The sequence below is a fragment of the Bradyrhizobium glycinis genome (assembly GCF_016031655.1).
Lineage (GTDB): Bacteria > Pseudomonadota > Alphaproteobacteria > Rhizobiales > Xanthobacteraceae > Bradyrhizobium > Bradyrhizobium glycinis.
The window spans coordinates 111504-128576 of sequence record NZ_JACCHQ010000020.1; the positions used below are offsets into that span (position 1 = coordinate 111504).

Annotated in this window: 20 protein-coding genes; 8 read left to right on the forward strand and 12 right to left on the reverse strand. The window is 60.4% G+C overall.

The genetic code is table 11. From position 1 onward, the window contains the following. Positions 1-4 precede the first annotated feature (4 nt). A complete protein-coding gene (locus tag HZZ16_RS25665; RefSeq protein WP_197952643.1) occupies positions 5-1609 on the reverse strand; it encodes a carboxyl transferase domain-containing protein in 1605 nt (534 codons plus the stop codon). A gap of 24 nt (positions 1610-1633) precedes the next feature. Continuing rightward, complete coding sequence (locus HZZ16_RS25670) at positions 1634-2806, reverse strand: isovaleryl-CoA dehydrogenase (RefSeq protein WP_197952644.1); 1173 nt, start codon at positions 2804-2806, stop codon at positions 1634-1636. A gap of 110 nt (positions 2807-2916) precedes the next feature. Here HZZ16_RS25670 and HZZ16_RS25675 point away from each other — a divergent pair, with 110 nt between their 5' ends. Next, on the forward strand, positions 2917-3945 hold the full coding sequence (locus tag HZZ16_RS25675; protein ID WP_197952645.1) for an AraC family transcriptional regulator: 1029 nt from the start codon (positions 2917-2919) through the stop codon (positions 3943-3945). Between the two features lie 299 nt (positions 3946-4244). Here the strand turns inward: HZZ16_RS25675 and HZZ16_RS25680 are convergent, their stop codons facing one another. Then, positions 4245-4727, reverse strand: a complete 483-nt coding sequence (locus HZZ16_RS25680; protein WP_197952646.1) for an Lrp/AsnC family transcriptional regulator — start codon at positions 4725-4727, stop codon at positions 4245-4247. 152 nt (positions 4728-4879) lie between these two features. Then, on the reverse strand, positions 4880-5185 hold the full coding sequence (locus tag HZZ16_RS25685; RefSeq protein WP_172789567.1) for an ETC complex I subunit: 306 nt from the start codon (positions 5183-5185) through the stop codon (positions 4880-4882). Positions 5186-5434: 249 nt separating this feature from the next. Here HZZ16_RS25685 and HZZ16_RS25690 point away from each other — a divergent pair, with 249 nt between their 5' ends. Next, complete coding sequence (locus HZZ16_RS25690) at positions 5435-6607, forward strand: OpgC domain-containing protein (protein ID WP_197952647.1); 1173 nt, start codon at positions 5435-5437, stop codon at positions 6605-6607. A gap of 98 nt (positions 6608-6705) precedes the next feature. Here the strand turns inward: HZZ16_RS25690 and HZZ16_RS25695 are convergent, their stop codons facing one another. Both HZZ16_RS25695 and HZZ16_RS25700 read right to left on the reverse strand, forming a co-directional pair. After that, positions 6706-6900 (reverse strand): hypothetical protein, encoded by a 195-nt coding sequence (locus HZZ16_RS25695; RefSeq protein WP_197952648.1) that lies wholly within the window; start codon positions 6898-6900, stop codon positions 6706-6708. 163 nt (positions 6901-7063) lie between these two features. Further along, complete coding sequence (locus tag HZZ16_RS25700) at positions 7064-7462, reverse strand: hypothetical protein (RefSeq protein WP_197952649.1); 399 nt, start codon at positions 7460-7462, stop codon at positions 7064-7066. A gap of 391 nt (positions 7463-7853) precedes the next feature. Here HZZ16_RS25700 and HZZ16_RS25705 point away from each other — a divergent pair, with 391 nt between their 5' ends. Further along, positions 7854-9113, forward strand: a complete 1260-nt coding sequence (locus tag HZZ16_RS25705) for a tyrosine-type recombinase/integrase (RefSeq protein ID WP_197952650.1) — start codon at positions 7854-7856, stop codon at positions 9111-9113. Between the two features lie 355 nt (positions 9114-9468). Next, positions 9469-9975, forward strand: coding sequence for a toll/interleukin-1 receptor domain-containing protein (locus tag HZZ16_RS25710; protein WP_311974240.1), 507 nt, complete (start codon positions 9469-9471; stop codon positions 9973-9975). An 87-nt stretch (positions 9976-10062) separates the two neighbouring features. Here the strand turns inward: HZZ16_RS25710 and HZZ16_RS25715 are convergent, their stop codons facing one another. After that, positions 10063-10227, reverse strand: coding sequence for a hypothetical protein (locus HZZ16_RS25715; protein WP_197952651.1), 165 nt, complete (start codon positions 10225-10227; stop codon positions 10063-10065). A gap of 338 nt (positions 10228-10565) precedes the next feature. Next, the gene (locus HZZ16_RS25720; RefSeq protein WP_197952652.1) at positions 10566-10937 is read right to left on the reverse strand and encodes a hypothetical protein; all 372 of its coding nucleotides are present in this window, start codon (positions 10935-10937) and stop codon (positions 10566-10568) included. 1155 nt (positions 10938-12092) lie between these two features. Between HZZ16_RS25720 and HZZ16_RS25730 the strand changes: the two genes are divergently transcribed. The 4 genes from HZZ16_RS25730 to HZZ16_RS25745 all read left to right on the forward strand — a co-directional run bounded on the left by HZZ16_RS25730 (position 12093) and on the right by HZZ16_RS25745 (position 14514). Next, a complete protein-coding gene (locus tag HZZ16_RS25730) occupies positions 12093-13571 on the forward strand; it encodes a hypothetical protein (protein ID WP_197952654.1) in 1479 nt (492 codons plus the stop codon). A 12-nt stretch (positions 13572-13583) separates the two neighbouring features. After that, positions 13584-13835 (forward strand): hypothetical protein, encoded by a 252-nt coding sequence (locus tag HZZ16_RS25735; RefSeq protein ID WP_197952655.1) that lies wholly within the window; start codon positions 13584-13586, stop codon positions 13833-13835. 252 nt (positions 13836-14087) lie between these two features. Then, positions 14088-14243, forward strand: a complete 156-nt coding sequence (locus HZZ16_RS25740) for a Rap1a family protein (RefSeq protein WP_197952656.1) — start codon at positions 14088-14090, stop codon at positions 14241-14243. 16 nt (positions 14244-14259) lie between these two features. Then, a complete protein-coding gene (locus HZZ16_RS25745; protein WP_197952657.1) occupies positions 14260-14514 on the forward strand; it encodes a hypothetical protein in 255 nt (84 codons plus the stop codon). Between the two features lie 19 nt (positions 14515-14533). Here the strand turns inward: HZZ16_RS25745 and HZZ16_RS25750 are convergent, their stop codons facing one another. The 4 genes from HZZ16_RS25750 to HZZ16_RS25765 form a co-directional block, all read right to left on the reverse strand. Continuing rightward, positions 14534-15019: a hypothetical protein gene (locus HZZ16_RS25750; protein WP_197952658.1), complete on the reverse strand. Its 486-nt coding sequence runs from the start codon at positions 15017-15019 to the stop codon at positions 14534-14536. Between the two features lie 65 nt (positions 15020-15084). After that, a complete protein-coding gene (locus HZZ16_RS25755) occupies positions 15085-15663 on the reverse strand; it encodes a hypothetical protein (RefSeq protein WP_197952659.1) in 579 nt (192 codons plus the stop codon). Positions 15664-15677: 14 nt separating this feature from the next. Beyond that, on the reverse strand, positions 15678-16205 hold the full coding sequence (locus HZZ16_RS25760; protein ID WP_197952660.1) for an ImmA/IrrE family metallo-endopeptidase: 528 nt from the start codon (positions 16203-16205) through the stop codon (positions 15678-15680). 277 nt (positions 16206-16482) lie between these two features. Then, positions 16483-16959 (reverse strand): thermonuclease family protein, encoded by a 477-nt coding sequence (locus HZZ16_RS25765; RefSeq protein ID WP_197952661.1) that lies wholly within the window; start codon positions 16957-16959, stop codon positions 16483-16485. Positions 16960-17073: the final 114 nt, after the last annotated feature.

Sequence of the window (17073 nt, forward strand, 5' to 3'; positions counted from 1 at the left end):
CACATCACATCCTGAACAGGCCGAATTTGGTCGGCTCGATCGGCGCATTCGACGCGGCCGAGAGGCCGAGGCCGAGCACGAGGCGCGTGTCGGCGGGGTCGATCACGCCGTCGTCCCAGAGACGCGCGGTCGCGTAATAGGGATGGCCCTGGCTCTCATATTGCGCGCGGATCGGCTCGCGGAATTTGTCCTCCTCTTCCCTGGACCAGCTGTCGCCCTTGGCCTCGATATTGTCGCGGCGGACCTGGCTCAGCACCATCGAGGCCTGCTCGCCGCCCATCACCGAGATGCGCGCGTTCGGCCACATCCACAGGAACCGCGGCGCGTAGGCGCGGCCGCACATGCCGTAATTGCCGGCGCCGTAGGAGCCGCCGATCACGACGGTGAATTTCGGCACCGAGGCGGTCGCGACCGCGGTCACCAGCTTGGCGCCGTCGCGCGCGATGCCGCCGGCCTCGTACTTTTTGCCGACCATGAAGCCGGTGATGTTCTGCAGGAACACCAGCGGAATGCCGCGCTGGCAGCACAGCTCGATGAAATGCGCGCCCTTCAGCGAGCTCTCGCTGAACAGAATGCCGTTGTTGGCGATGATACCGACCGGATAGCCCCAGATATGGGCGAAGCCGCACACCAGCGTCGTGCCATAGAGCTTTTTGAACTCGTCGAACTCCGAGCCGTCGACGATGCGCGCGATGATGTCGCGCACGTCGAACGGCTTGCGGCCGTCGACCGGCACCACGCCGTAGATTTCCTCCGCCGCGAACAGCGGATCACGCGGCGGATGCATGTTCAGGTTCGGCCGGGCGGAAGGCTTGAGCGTGCCGACGATACGCCGGGCAATGCCGATCGCATGCGCATCATTCTGGGCGTAGTGATCGGTCACGCCGGATTGCCGCGAATGCACGTCGGCGCCGCCGAGTTCCTCCGCGCTTACGACCTCGCCGGTCGCGGCCTTCACCAGCGGCGGGCCGCCGAGGAAGATGGTGCCCTGGTTGCGCACGATGATGCTCTCGTCCGACATCGCCGGCACATAGGCGCCGCCGGCGGTGCAGGAGCCCATCACGATCGCGATCTGCGGAATGCCCTGCGACGACATTTGCGCCTGATTGTAGAAAATACGGCCGAAGTGCCGCTCGTCCGGAAAGATCTCGTCCTGCAGCGGCAGGAAGGCGCCGCCGGAATCCACCATGTAGACGCAGGGTAGATTGTTCTGCCGCGCAATGTCCTGCGCGCGCAGATGCTTCTTCACCGTCATCGGATAATAGGTGCCGCCCTTGATGGTGGCATCGTTGGCGACGATCACGCATTCGCGCCCCGAAATGCGGCCCACCCCCGTGATGACGCTGGCCGAATGCACATCGCCGCCATAGAGGCCGTAGGCCGCGAGCGGCGACAGCTCCAGGAACGAGGTGCCGGGATCGACCAGGAGATCGACGCGCTCACGTGCCAGCATCTTGCCGCGCGCGGTGTGGCGCTTGCGCGAGGCTTCGCCGCCGCCGCCGGCGACCTGGCTGAGCTTTTCGCGCAAGTCGGCGACGAGGCCGCGCATGGCCTCGGAATTGCGCGCGAAATCTGATGAAGACGGATCGATGCTGGAATGAAGCGGCATGGTGATTCCAATGCGGTGAAGGACTTAAGCCGTCTCGGCCATCAGCTCGCGGCCGATCAGCATGCGCCGAACCTCGGAGGTGCCGGCGCCGATCTCGTAGAGCTTTGCATCGCGCCACAGGCGCCCGACCGGGAATTCGGAGGTGTAGCCGACCCCGCCGAGCGCCTGGATCGCCTCGCCGGCCATCCAGGTCGCCTTCTCTGCGGAATAAAGGATCGCGGCCGCCGCGTCCTTGCGCAGGGTGCGCGCGTGGTCGGCGCGGTCGCAGGCGCGGCCCACCGCATAGACATAAGCGCGCGTGGCCTGCCAGGTCGCATACATGTCGGCGAGCTTGCCCTGCATCAGCTGGAAATCGCCGATCGGCTGGCCGAACTGCTTGCGCTCGTGCATGTAGGGCACCACCGCATCCATGCAGGCGGCCATGATCCCGAGCGGACCGCCGGAGAGCACCGCGCGCTCGTAGTCGAGGCCGGACATCAGCACCTTGACGCCGTCACCCACCTTGCCCATCACATTCTCCTCCGGCACCTCGCAATCGTCGAAGAACAGCGGGTAGGTGTTGGAGCCGCGCATGCCGAGCTTGTCGAGATGCTGGCCGTGGGTGAAGCCCTTGAAACCCTTCTCGATGAGGAAGGCGGTCATGCCGCGCGGACCGGCCTCCGGATCGGTCTTGGCGTAGACCACCAGCACGTCGGCGTCGCCGCCATTGGTGATCCACATCTTGGAGCCGTTGAGCACGTAGCGGTCGCCGCGCTTGTCCGCGCGCAGCTTCATCGAGACGACGTCGGAGCCGGCGCCGGGCTCGGACATCGCGAGCGCACCGACATATTCGCCTGAGATCAGCTTCGGCAGATAGCGCTGCCGCTGCGCGTCGTTGCCATTGCGGCGGATCTGGTTGACGCACAGATTGGAATGGGCGCCGTAGGAGAGGCCCACGGCCGCCGAGCCGCGCGAGATCTCCTCCATGGCGACGATATGGGCGAGATAGCCCATGTTGGAGCCGCCATATTGCTCGGGCGCGGTCATGCCGAGCAGGCCGAGGTCGCCCAGCCGCTTCCAGAGATCCGCCGGGAACAGGTTTGCCTTCTCGATCTCGGCGGCACGCGGGGTGATCTCCGCCTCAACGAACGAACGAACGGTGTCGCGCAACAGGCTGATGTCTTCGCCCAGATCGAAATCGATGCTCGGGATGTTCAAGGCGATTCCTCCCTATTTTGGGCTCCGAACCTAGCCCGGTCCCGGCCCTCTTGCAGTCGAAAAGGTTGCATTTTCCGCCAAACTTGGCGAGGATTTCCGAAAGGATTCCGATGCCGTTTCAAGCCGCCACCGCGATTCCGCGCCGCGCCGTCACGCCCGCCGCCTTCGTCCGCGGCGTGGTGGCGGCTTATGAGCGATACGGCCGCGATCCCGCCGACGCCTTGAGCCGGGGCCAGGTCGCGCCGGAGCTTGTCAATTCTCCGGATGGGCGCGTGACCGCGGCCCAGTTCGAGGCGCTGGCGGGCCATGCCATGCGCGAGCTCGACGACGAGGCGCTCGGCTGGTTCTCGCGCCGGCTGCCATGGGGCACCTACGGCATGCTGTGCCGGGCCTCGATCACCGCACCGACGCTGGAGGTCGCGCTCAAGCGCTGGTGCCGGCATCACCGCCTGGTCACAGAGGATGTGCTGCTCGATCTCGAGGTTGGGGAAGAAACCGCCGTCGTATCGATCCGTCAGCTCCGTGACCTCGGGCCGTTCCGCGAGTTCTGCCTCGTCACCCTGTTCCGCTATGTGCTCGGCTTCTCGTGCTGGGCCGTCGATTCACAGATCGCACTCCGCGCGGCTGAGTTTCCTTATCCGGAGCCCGGCCACGTCTCGGTCTATCCGACCATCTTCTGCCGGACCGTCCGCTTCGATGCGGACCGCGCGGCCATTGTCTTCGACAAGCACTATCTTTCGCTGCCGCTGACGCGCAGCGCGACCGATCTCGACAACATGCTCAAAGGTGCGCTCCGGCTCACCGTGCTGCCCTACCGGCGCGACCGCCTGCTGGTCGAGCGCGTTCGCCGCGTGCTGCGCGATGCGCGCGGTCGGGTTCTCGGCGCCGAGGACGTCGCGCGCGAGCTCGCGCTCTCCACCCGCACGATGCATCGCCGCCTGCGCGAGGAATCCACCTCGCTGCGCGATCTCAAGGAGGAGGCGAAATTCGAGCTCGCCAAACAGGAGCTGATGCGCGGCCGCACGCCGATCAAGCGCATCGCCGAAATCGCCGGCTTCCGCAATGAAAAGAGTTTTTCGCGGGCCTTTCGGACTTGGACCGGCACGTCCCCGCGCGAGTTTCGAGGGCGGTATCGCTGACGCGCTTCGCCAAAATTCCGATTTGTTTCCGCTGCGATATTCGCAGCCCCAAAGCGGAATGGCTTTAGGTTGAATCGATAGCCACGGGCTCGGTGCAACCTCTCCCGCTTGCGGGAGAGGTCGGCGCGTCCGGGCGATGCGCAGCATCGTCCCGCGCGCCGGGTGAGGGCTTTCTCCGCTTGGGAATTGTCCCATTGCGGAAGCACCCTCTCCCCAGCCCTCTCCCGCAAGCGGGAGAGGGAGCGCACCTACGTCGTTCGGCGATCAAGCCTCATTTCATCACGCCCTAGCCCTGCCCGCTACGCCGCCGCGACCTCGTTCAGCGGCAGCGGCACGTCCTTTGCCACCCCGAGCACGGGGAAGCTGCGGACGTTCTTGACGTTTGGCATCGCTGCGAAATGCAGGAGCTGCTGGCGCATGCTCTCGACACTCGGCGCCACGCATTTGAGGAGATAGTCGGTGTCGCCGGAAATCCGCCAGCATTGCTGGATACGCGGGATCGCGGCGATCGAGCTCTCGAACGCCTCCAGCACAGGCTGGGCCTGGCTGCCGAGCTGGATCGAGACGAACGACACCACCTCATAGCCGAGCAGCCGCTCGTCGATCACGGCGCGCACCGCCCGGATCACGCCGCCGCTGAACAGCGACTTCAGCCGCCGCAGGCAGTTCGGCCCTGATACACCGACCCGCAGCGCCAGCTCGTTGTTGCGAACCCGCCCGTCCTGCTGCAGCTCGGATAGGATTTTCAGATCGACGCCGTCGAGCTGGTCACGCCCCGCCATACCCCGCCTCGCTCATGAGTTTGTCATGAGCAGCGAAGCACGGGGCCGAATTGGTGCCAAGAGCAGGCCTGGAGTGCAGGCCACCAACCGACGTATGCGCGGAATGCCGCGCCGCCTTCAAGCCGGGCATGTCCCGCCCGGTCACCCGCCTCTCAATGCGTCCAGGGCTCGCCGCGGCGGAACGAGAAATTGTCGGCATAGGCAACCGGCCGCCTTATCGACTCCTTGGGCTCGATCACCTGATAGGCGATGCCCTTGCGCTCGCAATAGGCGATCGCCTCTTCCTTGCTGTGGAAGCGCAGCGTAATCTGCTGCTTCATGTCGGCCGACGACGTCCAGCCCATCAGCGGCTCGACCGACCGCGGCTGCTCCGGCTCGTAATCGAGCTGCCATTCCTTGGTCTTGGACCGGCCCGATTGCATCGCGTTCTTGGCAGGCTTGAAAATGCGTGCGGTCATGACTGGTCCGGGCCTCTTGGTCTTTTCGTTCGATTTCGATGCGTCACGGTGGCAGTTGGTGGAAATCTCGGGGATAGTATAGAGACACCGGTTGGGAACTGATCGTGATTCCGGTCCCGGCACCCTCGCCAACGGTATAGTCATTATGCTGCACCGTGACAATTGCGTACCCGCCTTCCGCGCCGGGATCCCGCGCGGCGCCGTCTCGTCGATAACAGCAGACCCGTCCTCTTCGAGAGCTTCCGTCGCATGGCCTTCCTGACGATCAACGCAACGCTGCCCGAGAAGGGCCGTGACCTCAGGCTCGACCTGTTTCGCGGTGTCGCGAACTGGGCGATCTTTCTCGACCATATCCCCGACAACGTCGTGAACTGGATCACGACCCGCAATTACGGCTTTTCCGACGCGGCCGACCTGTTCGTCTTCATCTCCGGCTACACCGCCTCCTTCGTCTATGCACGGATGATGCTGGACCGCGGCTTCATCGTCGGCGCAACGCGGCTGACCAAGCGGGTTTGGCAGCTCTATGTCGCCCACATCATCCTGTTCGTGATCTACATCGCCTCGATCAGCTATCTCGCGCTGCGCTTCGGCGATTCCGAGATGATCAACGAGTTCAACGTCGCCGGCCTCGTCGACAACGCCACCGAGACGTTGCGCCAGGGCCTGTTCCTTCGCTTCAAGCCGCTCAACCTCGACGTGCTGCCGCTCTACATCGTCCTGATGGGCCTGTTTCCGCCGGTGCTGTGGTTCATGCTGCGCAAGCCGGACCTGACGATGATCCTGTCGATCGTGCTGTGGCTGGTCGCGCGCCATAACGGCTGGAACCTGACCGCCTATCCGGCCGGCCAGTGGTACTTCAATCCGTATTGCTGGCAGGTGCTGTTCGTGTTCGGCGCCTGGTGCTCGATGGGCGGCGCGCGCCGCTCGATGGCTCTGATCAATTCGCCTGTTACGCTGTGGGTCTGCCTCGGTTATCTCCTCTTCGCGCTGATCATGACCATGGCCGGCCGCTTCCCCACCTTCGGCGGCATGTTCCCGGAATGGCTGTTCTCGGCCTTCAACCCCAATGACAAGACCAACCTCGCGCCGTATCGCTTCCTCCACTTCGTGGTGATCGTGATCCTCGTGATCCGCTTCGTGCCGAAGGAGTGGCCGGGGCTGGAGTGGAAGGTATTCGATCCCTTGATCGTCTGCGGCCAGCAGTCGCTCGCCGTGTTCTGCGTCGGCGTATTCCTGTCCTTCGTCGGTCATTTCGAGCTGTCGATGAGCTCGGGCTCGCTGCTCGCGCAGATCTTCGTCAGTGTCGCCGGCATCGCGATCATGACGACCGTGGCTTATTACATCTCGTGGTCGAAGAAGCAGGACAAGCCGCTGAAGCCGCCGCCTGCCAAGCCGGCTGCCGAGGCGAAGGCGGCCTGAGAGAGGCGGCAGCTAGAGCATGATCCGGAAAGTGCGTAGCGTTTTTCCGAGAAGATCATGCTCAGACAATAACCTAAAGCGCGATGACACATTGCGCTTTAGGCCGCCTCTTCGCCGTCGAACTCGGTGAACTTCTTGTAGATCCAGTCGCGGCCGTCGTGGCGGCGCCAGACCTTGCCGAGCACGAACTGCCCGTTGATGGAGCGGCGCGGCACGATCACCGTCCAGAGGTGCCAGATCTCGGTCCAGTTCGACTGCGGACCGACGGTCCCGGTGTTGCGATCAAAAGACATGGCAGAACTCGCTGGCGCAGAATTCAACTGAACCGCGCGCCGCGACGAACCATCATCTGTGGCCGTACAGAGTGAAAGCAGCCCATCGCGAGCCGGGACTGACCTGATAGCAGCCAGCCAAACGGCCGCAACAGCCGCTCGCCTTTAACCTTGCCGATCAACCTTACTTCTTGGGATGGAGCAGCGCGATCGGTTGAAAGCCGGTGCCGGTTTTTCTAGAATGCCCGTGATTTGAGAACGAGCGCGCCGTTTCGGCCGCACGATGATTTCTAGACTGAACTTTGCCGACGATCGGACGTTTGAAAGCAAGTGGATTGCAGGGGGAGACAATGATGAAATTGCGATGTGCATGTCTGCGCCTCGCGTTGCGCGTGGCGCCGCCCGCGCCAATCGTGGGCATGGCGTCGCAACAGCCGCCGCAAGCCGCCAACGACAACCATTTGGCCTGGCCGTACGTGCCATTTCCGCCGGGCTGGTACGCCTCGAACTGACGAGCGCGGCGGGGAAAACGCAACGCCGCGCAAGCGGAATATTCATCGCTTGGCGGCGTCCGTTTAGACATTGGGCGCTGAAATCCCCAACACGGATTTGTCTATCGGGACGCCCACAGGTTCGATGAGGCCTTGCTGATTTCCAGGCGAAGCGGAGGTTTCCAGGCGAAGCGGAGGCCGGATGCGCGGATGCCGGGCCCTTGCCGGTCGGATGCTGACTTGAGGGCCAGCGCCGCCAGGGACTGGTCGGGGCAGCTGGATTCGAACCAACGACCTGCAGTACCCAAAACTGATCAGACTATTTTCCGAAGAGTTCTGCGGGATGCCATCGATGTCCGACAGACCGATAATTGATTGATATCGCATGCCAATTCGGCAGAAACCGATTTCCATTGCTTTCCTGCCGTTTCCGCTCAATACATGATCCCGTGGCTACTCGGTGGCGACTCTCGGGGGAAAGCAATGCCAATACTGAAGCTGGGCCGTCGCGCCGTCACCGGCCTACCCGCTGTGACAAAGACCACGATTTTCTATGACAACACCCTGACCGGATTCGGCGTGAAAGCCACGCCCACAGGTGCGCTTTCCTGGATAATTGAATATCGGCCAGGCGAAGGCGGCAGGCGCGTCAGCAAGCGGAGGATGGTGATTGGGACGCCCGCCACACTATCGCCTGAGAAGGCACGGGAAGCCGCGGAAACCCTACTGGCCAGAGTTAAGCTTGGCGAGGATCCAGCGGCCGAGCGTGGTGCAGCCCGAAAAGCCGAGACCGTTGACGAGCTGCTTGACGCCTTTATCGAGAAGCACCTCGAGCCGAAGCGCAAGGCTGGAACTATTCGCCTGAACAGAGGATACATTAAGAACCACATCCGCCCCGCGTTCGGCAAAAAGAAAGCGAACGCTGTTACGCACTCCGACGTCGATCGCTTGCACCGGAAAATAGGCGAAACGCACTCGGTGACGGCCAACCGCGTGGTTGCCCTGGTCGGTACCATCTTTGCGTTCGGGATTAAGACCAAGGCACTGCCAAAGGGCACGGAGAATCCGGCTGCTGGCATTGAGCATTTTGATGAGCAGTTGCGCCAACGATATCTGATCGAGGAAGAGCTGCAGCGCCTTGGCGATGCTCTTCGCGAGGCTGAAACGGTCGGCATTCCGTGGGAGCCAGATCCTTCGAAGAAAACCAAGCACGCCCCCAAGCCTGAGAACCGCCTGACGAATATCGATCAGCATGCCGCAGCGGCGTTGCGCCTACTGTTGTTCACGGGCTGCCGGTTGCGCGAGATCCTCGATCTGCGCTGGAAGGAATACGACGCAGGCCGCGGTCTCCTGTTTCTGCCCGACTCGAAGACCGGGCAGAAAACGGTCGTGCTCTCTGCACCAGCCATCGCGATACTAGACACCCTGCCCCGTATCGGCGCCTATGTGATCGCCGGTGAGTCGGCTGGCACGAAGGACGAGAAACCCCGCGCGGACCTGAAGCGCCCATGGGATGCTGTGCGGAGGCGGGCTGGCATCGATGACGTGCGGATCCATGACCTACGTCATAGCTTCGCGAGCGTCGGAGCCGGATCCGATCTCGGGCTGCCTATCATCGGGCGCCTGTTGGGCCACACCCAGGCCAGCACCACGGCGCGCTACGCGCACATCGCGGTAAATCCAGCAAAGCGGGCCGCGGACCTCATTGCCGGCAAGATCGCCGACGCCATGAATGGCAAGTGAGACCGGTCGAAAGTCCGTAGAATTCCGAGGTAAAAAAAAGGAGGATAAGGCACCGCAATCGCTGCGGAACCGTCCAGTTGCAGAGTATATCTCAATGCAACCTGCTTGCGGTGATTCGCGAGCCCAGATTCCTCCGAGGGAATCGCTCCATGGCGAGATGCACTGCACCAAAGGAAGGCCATCGCTCATCGAGTGCTGCAGCGAATTGCCCTGCATGTCGGGGCAGCTGGGGCCGCCGCTATAGCAGCTACTCGTCATCCTCATATTCGTCACCATCCTACTACTCGTCACCCGTGAGCAGCGGTGTCAGCCGGAGCAGCGGAGGCGGTGCTGGGAGCAGCAGCTCAAGGCCGAGATGGTCGCGTGCTGGTTCATCCGTGTCGATACCCCTGCCGAAGTGCAGACGCTCACGCCGATCCGCGACACCGTCGAGCAGCGAGCGTCCCTACCCGACCTTCGCGACATTTTCCTGTGCCACGCGTGGGACGACCGTCAGGGAGCTGCCAAGCAGTTACACGACCTGCTAGAGGCACGCGGCGTCAAAGTCTGGTTCAGCGAGAAGGACGTCGCTCTCGGCACATCCTTGCTCCGCGAAATCGACAAGGGATTGGCGAAATCACGAATCGGTATCGTACTGGTAACTCCCGCCCTGTTGAGCCGCCTCAAGGGAGAGGGCATAGCCGACAAAGAGCTGTCAGTCCTCCTAGCGCGTGACCAACTCGTTCCCGTGGCGCACGGCACGACGTTCGAAGCTCTCCGCGATGTCAGCCCAATGCTGGCCTCACGAAGTGGCCTGACGGTGACCGCGGAAAATACGATGGCAATGGTCGCCGCCAAACTCGCCGAGGTCGTCACCGTATAGACAATAAAAAGCGCCCCACTCTTGCGAGTGAGGCGCCATGGCGGCGAGATCGCGGCTGCCTTGAAGGGCGGCGAGTAGCGCGCGCTCCTAGCTTTGCTCGATGTCTCGTGCGGCTAATTCCTGGTCCAGCTCCTTCAAGCGCCCAAGGAGGCTTTCCACGATCTCCATGCAATCGGATTGCTTCAAGGAGTGAACGCCACGCGCCGCCAGTTCGCGCTCCAACAGGGCAGCCACGATTACTTGGATGCTCACAAATCCCTCCGCGGCAAACAAGGAAAAGCCGCAGCGTGGTTCCAGCCCCGCTGCGGCATTCCCGGTCAAAATAGAAGTTAGTGCTCAAATCTCCCCGGTGTTCTCTCTGTAGAACACCCCGTTCCAAAAATGGAGTCCGTACAACTACCGGTGGCGCCTTGTCACCTTAAAGCGAGCGTGCCATGGCTTGGCTTCCAGCCCCAATGCTCCCCCGCTGCCTATTCAATTGCGGATCAGAGCGCCAGGAGTGCCATAGGCTCGCCGGTTCACACTGGCGGGCCTATTGCTTGTCAGATGATTGAGATCTTCTCGTTAAAAGCCCGGGTACCCAGCCGGGCCTACTCCGCCGCCTGCAGCACCACGGTGGCCGACTCGCCGGCCAAATGCTTCAGATCCCAGTACACGCCCTCCTGAACAGCGGTCAGCCAGCCATCGCTCGCCCCTTCGGTCGTGTTATCGACCAGTAGCTGAACCTTTCGCCCGAACTCCTCCCACGACGCGGCACGGGCGAGCGAGATATCCCATCGAATTTCTTCGGCCGTCGTTCGAAGGAGGTCGACGCCGGCTGACGTCCCGGTGCTGATCATGTCAGCGATGGTTCGATGGGCTTGGAGAAGCTGGGAAAGGCTCGGTGCGGCCTCGACGGTCGCCGGTGTGGAAAGCTCAGCGTCAGTGTTGGATTCTGTGCAGGTTTTGTATTGATTGGGCATGGTGTGATGCACCCCTATTTGTCCGGTTCATTGGACCGGCCCCGAAACTGTGTTAACACGGATTCCATGAAGCGCCAAGCCGTGATAACACGGAAAAAACGAGGACCACCTGCAACGGGCAAGGGCACGCTTGTCGGCGTTCGCTTACAGCCTGATGACCTGTCAGCCGTGGACAGCTGGATTGCGGAGCAGGATGACGCTCCTACCCGTCCCGAAGCAATCAGGACGCTGATGAGACAGGCGCTGAAGTCCAAGGGCAAATAAACTGGCCAAGCGATCCACGAAGAACAGCCCGCCGTGGAAAGACGGAGACCCAATCACGGTCGCCACGTTGGAATGGTGCGACCGGTTGGCCAATGCCATGCACCAGGCGCCACAGGGCGGCGAGGTCTACCTTCCGCTATGGGAGCGGCTTGAGCGCGAGATCGAGGCTCGGAAGGGGTGCGAAAGCACGCTGGAGCGAGCACGAGCTCGCGCTGCGCATTTGATGCGGGAGCGCTCGATCATGGGGTAATGAAAGAGGCCGCCCACTGAGGCGGCCTTTTGATGTTCCAGAGCCGTTCGATCAGCCTCGTCGGCTTCTGGCACTTAGGACATCGAACGATGAGGCCGGGGGCGAGGGTTTGCGACATAGGCATGTCTCGTTTTCAACGAGACTCTTAAGGGCCAAAGTCGTTCCCGAAAATAAATTAGGACACTCGCGAGAACGAATTAGGACACTGAGGGTGAATTACGGACAGCACCCTCTCTCGAACAAGAACAGATTGCGAACGCGAACAAAGCTGGTACACTCTTCCGATGCCTACCCCCGCGCCGGATCAGTCACCTGACCTAAACCGTATCGAAGCCGCGGCCGATCAGGCCATTGAGGCGTGTGGCGGGGACGCGCGGGAGGCCGTGAAGGCACTGATCGTCGCGAACGAATTTCTGGAGCGACGCCTGGAAGAGCTTGCCTCGCCCGGCTACGCGCGCGGGCGCGTGCTGCCGCGCGACCGAAAAGATTGGTACGATTAGGTTTGAGCGAGGCGCGGCCTGCGGCGCCCCCTGCTATCCCCAACCAAAAGCGCGATCCGGTGCACTGCGGCTTGCGCTCTCGCCTTGGTTGCCGTCTCATGATTCCTTTCACGATAGCATTTTTTTGCTGGGTGATTTGTGATGTACGAGGCTCTTCTCACTGAAATCAACGAGTCGGCGGTAAGCGTAGAAGTTCGCACAAACGAACTGCGCGAGACTCATAGGGTCTTCGCTTCCGAGAATGGCGCCTTTCCCGTCGACCGCAATTTGCCGGGTACCGATTTTGATCTTGCAACATTCTTGGGCGCTGCCTCGGCTCTAGCAGCCATCACGGCGAAACTGACGGTAAAGGACGGCGGTGCCTTCGTTCCTAAGGCATACTTGGAAGCGTTGAGGGACCGTCTCAAAGAATTCGACTCCAGTCTCGAAGGCGCAAACTCACAATTCCGCGCGGTCGCCGATCAAGGTGGCTTCGCGTCCTTTGACGAAGCAAACTTCATCGTGACGTCAAAGTCCGGCAACGGCATCAATGTTGCAAAGCCCATCCGAAGTGCTTTCGCCAGGATGGATGCAGCCTACGCTGCCTGGTATCAGCTGCGGCTCGTGGTGCGAACGCCACAGCTAAAGGAATTGTCCAACATACTGCGTTTGGGAGAAGCACAGACGGGGAAGATCGCTGATCTCGCAGAAATAGCGGCTAAATCCACCGATGGAATCAAATCGTTAAGCGGCGAAATTAGTAAGTGGCACGAGAGAGCTGACGAGAATCTCTTAGAGATCAACCGAATACTCAAGGCGGTGCAGAGCGAGCGGAAGTCCATAGATGAGAACGCCGCAACGGCTGCAGCGAAACTAGCTGAGCTTACCACCGTTGAATCCAGTGCAGCGGAAATATCCGCGTCGATCAGGGCACACAAATCGGTATTCGATCAGTTCGACGAGGAGGCGAAGCTGCGCACCGCCCTCTTTGAGACCCAGAAGATGCAATACGAGCAATTAAAGGGCGAACTCACCGAAGCAAAGGAGAGAGCAAATACGTTAATCGACGACTCGGAAAATTTACTCCGAGGCGCAACGAATGCAGGACTTGCAGCCAGTTTCTCGCGGTTGCAAAAAACAATCGGTTGGGAGCTATTCTTTGCTGGCTGGTCGTTTTATGTGAGCATAGCCCTGCTCGTCCTTCTGACATTCCCAATTGCGATATACGTTTTCCCGGGGCTGCAAATGCTTTTGAAGCAGGTCACCGGAATGTCATTCGACCCGCTGTTGCCGAAGAGCATGGCCGACCATTCGTCCTTCGAGACCATTGCGCAAATCGCGGCCCGAGGGCTACTGCTCGTCCCCGGCATATGGCTGGTGCGTTTTGCGGCTGCGCGCCACGAACGGCTCTTTCGGCTAAGAGAGCACTACGCCTTCAAGTATTCTGTCGCTTCGTCGGTGGAAGGTTTCAAGCAGCAAGCCCCCGAAATGAAGGACGCGATCGCGGCGGCGGCGTTCTTTGAGCTGACGTTCAACCCGGCCACCCGAATGGATGTCGGTTCTACCGAGGCTCGTTATCCAAACCCAATCATGGACTGGGTAATGCAGAAGCTTCAGAAGAAGCCTGCTCCAACGCAATAATGAGTCCCAAGCATGAAAATCGCAGTCCTATCCGCCGCAGACGTTGCCGGTATGTATACCGCAACACTAATGGCGCGCGGGCACGAGGTCTCTATTGGTCCTTTCGGTCACGTGCCCACGGCAGTGACCAGCATGATTGAGGACGGAATCGAGGGTGTTCTCATCTTGACCGACGATGATGAGAACTTTGACGAAATTGCTGCGCGCTTCACTAGGGCAACAGGCCGCCCCGTGTGGCGCAATCTGACTGAAATCCCGCGGTGACGGGCTACTCTGAGGGCACCAGCGACCTTGCTCGGCTCGCGTGCGAGCTACGGTGGCAGGCTGCGCTTTCCAGGAATTACATGATCGGCCGTTGGCTTGCAGCGCTCACAGCGCTCACTTGCTCCACGAGTCCCGCCAGTCCTTACTTTGATACTGGCAACTCCCTCTACGAACTCTGCCAGAACCCGCGCACCTACGCCGTCTGTCTAGGAACGACTGTCGGCCACTACGACATGCTGCTGGCGAATGGTTATGACTGTGGGCCAGACGATCAGCGCACCAAGCAACAAATCAGACATCGTGGTGAAGTACCTCAAAGACAATCCTGCCGAACGTAGCGACGTGGCTGCCTTGGCAACCTATAAAGCTATGACCGCCGCCTTTGCGTGCAAGAAGATCCCGAAATGAAAATGAGGCGTATGCTATGCACAAAAAAGCAGACGCCGAACAAATGATCAAGCATCTAGCATTAGAGTGGATGCATGAAACGAACTACCGTCCAAAGCCCGGTCACTACCCAAGCTTTGGCGCCTTCAAGACGTGGCTCGAAAGCAAGCACTACAGCCACTATTTGAATTTTCGGTCGCGCAGCGACCCGCGGTACGAGGCCGAAGGCTGGTTTGAAGCAGAAATCCGCGACTACTGGCGCGACATGCGGTCACGCGGCGTCGAGCCGTAAAGCCAATGGAAGCTGCTTATCACTTCAGAATCTCCTTAAGTACGCGTTCGGCAGTTTTCTCCTCGGTCGTAGCCTCTTGCTCATTCTTTGCGAGACCGGCCGCCTTTTCGTCTGTGCGCTTCAACGATTCATCGACCCAGTAGTTGCGAAGCACTTCAATGCGCCGTTTGTGCCGCTCGGGCATATCTGCAAATGCTGCGTGATCGTTCCCCATAATGTAGGGCGTGAAGCAGTACGCATCATGCTCTCGCACAAACTCAGTGCAAAACTTATAGACGAGCTCAGTCTTCAAGGGCTCCAAGCTTTGTAACTCATCTTCTTTTCCCTCAAGGGAAGGAGATGGTTTCATGTCGATCCAGAAAATGGGGTACGGAAGGCCGCCGAAGACGCCTTTGAAACTCTGTCGCCCAGCAAAAAAGAAAGACAATTCGTCATAGTCAAATGTCTGTGGTTTGTGGAGAAGGTGCAATCCGATCGCGTGACCGAGCATCAACGCGAGATCCAACGAAAGGACCATCCGTCTCGGCGTCGACATCTGAGCGAGCCGAAATCCAGTATCAATTGCCGGCCCTATGAAGTCTCTGGTAAAGTGCAGCTGCTTTTCACGTCCTCGTAGAATTCGTGAAGTAGCTGAAGATTGCTGTACAATTCATCGTCTTCTTCGGCGACGCCGGCACCGTTTTTGACTGACGGGCGGAAAATCACTTCAGCATTGTGAACGGGGAAACCGGCAATCCATGCCGTCGACTTGAGATCCAAAGTTTTGAACTGCGTCCGCAATATCTTCCGATACGACCGAACCGTCGACACCCAAGCGTAAAGGGTTGACAGAACCTCTCGGTGGTCGGTCAAATGCTTCGTGTATATGACTTCGTCACCAATACTTTTCCAAAGCTCTGGCGATGGACCAGTAGGCCAGTTGATCGAGTTCGCCTTTTCTTCACAGATTGACCACTCTTTCGAAAATGTTCGCTCAACACCACGATAGAATTGCGCGATCGGTTCAAACCACGGTTCCGATCGCGGAAATTCATCGTCAGCCGAGGCGCCCTTGCCAGCTTTCCCATCGGCGGCGGACTGCTTGAATGCAGTCGACCCTACTATGTCGACGCTTAAGAATATTCGTAGGCTTGGTGTAAACGGGCTCACGGCTAATTGGGGCCTTACGCCGCCAATCCGAGATATTGCGCGCGAATATTCGCCGCCTCACTGGACACGCCGAACCTATCCGCAACCCGGGTTATTGAGCCCGACAAGGAGGCATGAGCCTCCCTGAACGCATTAGCCGGCATTAGAAATCCTGCGGCAAACCAATTGGCTTCCCACTCTACTTGGCCAGAGCCGTAGCGTAGAGCTTCCATCCGCTCGATTTGAGCCCCATTGCGTTTTGCATAAATGAAGTGAAGGAAATAGTGACCGAGTTCGTGCGCAATAGTGAATCGGTCCCGTAAGCGTCCGGTGTGCGAAGCAAGTAGAATTTCGAAGCTTCCCTCACGTTCAATGCGAATTGAGCCCGAAGAAAATCTCCCAAAGTCGAGTATATTCTGACTTAGAATACGTCCACCAAGCTTGGCCACGATCGAGGAAAGTTCATCGCCGGGCTGGTAGCCGAAATGAGCGGCAACATCCGACGCGAATTTGTCCACTACGGCTTTGGGAAGACCGCATGGAGATGGTGCGCTATAGTTCATGGACGAAAACGCTCCGGAGCCGGAACCTAAAGATAGGCTGATTCGCGGCTTCTAATAGTAAACTTCTGGTCTCTTTGTAAAGAAATCGGCCCATTTCTCGATCTTTCAATCCCGTCTTAGCGGCTTTTTTCGACCTAAAGCGATCTATTTCGGGTCTCGTTCGCATCTTCCCCCACGCCGCCAGCCGCTGCTCCGTCGCACGCCATCAGAGATTCCTTCCCGACTTCGCCCGCCTAACGGTATCGATCACCTTGGCCGGCAGCGGCGCTGTGAGCGCTCAGCACCAGCGCTGCCGCGGCGGGCAGCGCGTGCCGCTGCAGACATACGGCCGCGCCAGGCCTTCGTTGATAAGGATCTGGCCGACGTCGCGCCCGCCGACCGCGAGCGAGGCACACAGCCGGCCGTAATTGCAGCGCGACGTGCCCTCCTCCCCCGGCCGGCAGGCGCACACCACGCGCTGCAGGCGCGCCTCGCCGCCCGCAATGAGCTGCCGCAACCGGCTGGTGGCCGTATCCGCCAGCCGTCGCTCGTCCTCGCACATCGCCTTGTTGCCGCGCTCCGGCGTATCGAAGCCCACCAGCCGGTAGATCTGCCCCTGATAGCGCACCGTGTCACCGTCGACGGCGAAGATCGCGATCGGCGAGCCCGGCGACGTCCAGACATGCGCGACGCCGAGCAGGAACATCGCCGCCACAACGGTGGCGGCCGCCCAGCGCTTTGGTTTTGGCTTGGCTCTGAACGGGATTACGGTCATGCGCGGACTAGCATACACGAAGGACAAGGCTCGGCACGGGCGGGCACCGGGAGCTGCTGAACATGTTCGCGAGAGCATGCGCCACGGCCTTCACCTGAAGGCTATTTTATCTCC

Coding starts and splice junctions, on each gene's coding strand:
- HZZ16_RS25665 (WP_197952643.1), bottom strand. CDS start 1,609: ATGCCGCTTCATTCCAGCATCGATCCGTCTTCATCAGATTTCGCGCGC.
- HZZ16_RS25675 (WP_197952645.1), top strand. CDS start 2,917: ATGCCGTTTCAAGCCGCCACCGCGATTCCGCGCCGCGCCGTCACGCCC.
- HZZ16_RS25680 (WP_197952646.1), bottom strand. CDS start 4,727: ATGGCGGGGCGTGACCAGCTCGACGGCGTCGATCTGAAAATCCTATCC.
- HZZ16_RS25685 (WP_172789567.1), bottom strand. CDS start 5,185: ATGACCGCACGCATTTTCAAGCCTGCCAAGAACGCGATGCAATCGGGC.
- HZZ16_RS25690 (WP_197952647.1), top strand. CDS start 5,435: ATGGCCTTCCTGACGATCAACGCAACGCTGCCCGAGAAGGGCCGTGAC.
- HZZ16_RS25695 (WP_197952648.1), bottom strand. CDS start 6,900: ATGTCTTTTGATCGCAACACCGGGACCGTCGGTCCGCAGTCGAACTGG.
- HZZ16_RS25700 (WP_197952649.1), bottom strand. CDS start 7,462: ATGTCTAAACGGACGCCGCCAAGCGATGAATATTCCGCTTGCGCGGCG.
- HZZ16_RS25705 (WP_197952650.1), top strand. CDS start 7,854: ATGCCAATACTGAAGCTGGGCCGTCGCGCCGTCACCGGCCTACCCGCT.
- HZZ16_RS25710 (WP_311974240.1), top strand. CDS start 9,469: ATGGTCGCGTGCTGGTTCATCCGTGTCGATACCCCTGCCGAAGTGCAG.
- HZZ16_RS25720 (WP_197952652.1), bottom strand. CDS start 10,937: ATGCCCAATCAATACAAAACCTGCACAGAATCCAACACTGACGCTGAG.
- HZZ16_RS25730 (WP_197952654.1), top strand. CDS start 12,093: ATGTACGAGGCTCTTCTCACTGAAATCAACGAGTCGGCGGTAAGCGTA.
- HZZ16_RS25735 (WP_197952655.1), top strand. CDS start 13,584: ATGAAAATCGCAGTCCTATCCGCCGCAGACGTTGCCGGTATGTATACC.
- HZZ16_RS25740 (WP_197952656.1), top strand. CDS start 14,088: ATGACTGTGGGCCAGACGATCAGCGCACCAAGCAACAAATCAGACATC.
- HZZ16_RS25745 (WP_197952657.1), top strand. CDS start 14,260: ATGCACAAAAAAGCAGACGCCGAACAAATGATCAAGCATCTAGCATTA.
- HZZ16_RS25760 (WP_197952660.1), bottom strand. CDS start 16,205: ATGAACTATAGCGCACCATCTCCATGCGGTCTTCCCAAAGCCGTAGTG.
- HZZ16_RS25765 (WP_197952661.1), bottom strand. CDS start 16,959: ATGACCGTAATCCCGTTCAGAGCCAAGCCAAAACCAAAGCGCTGGGCG.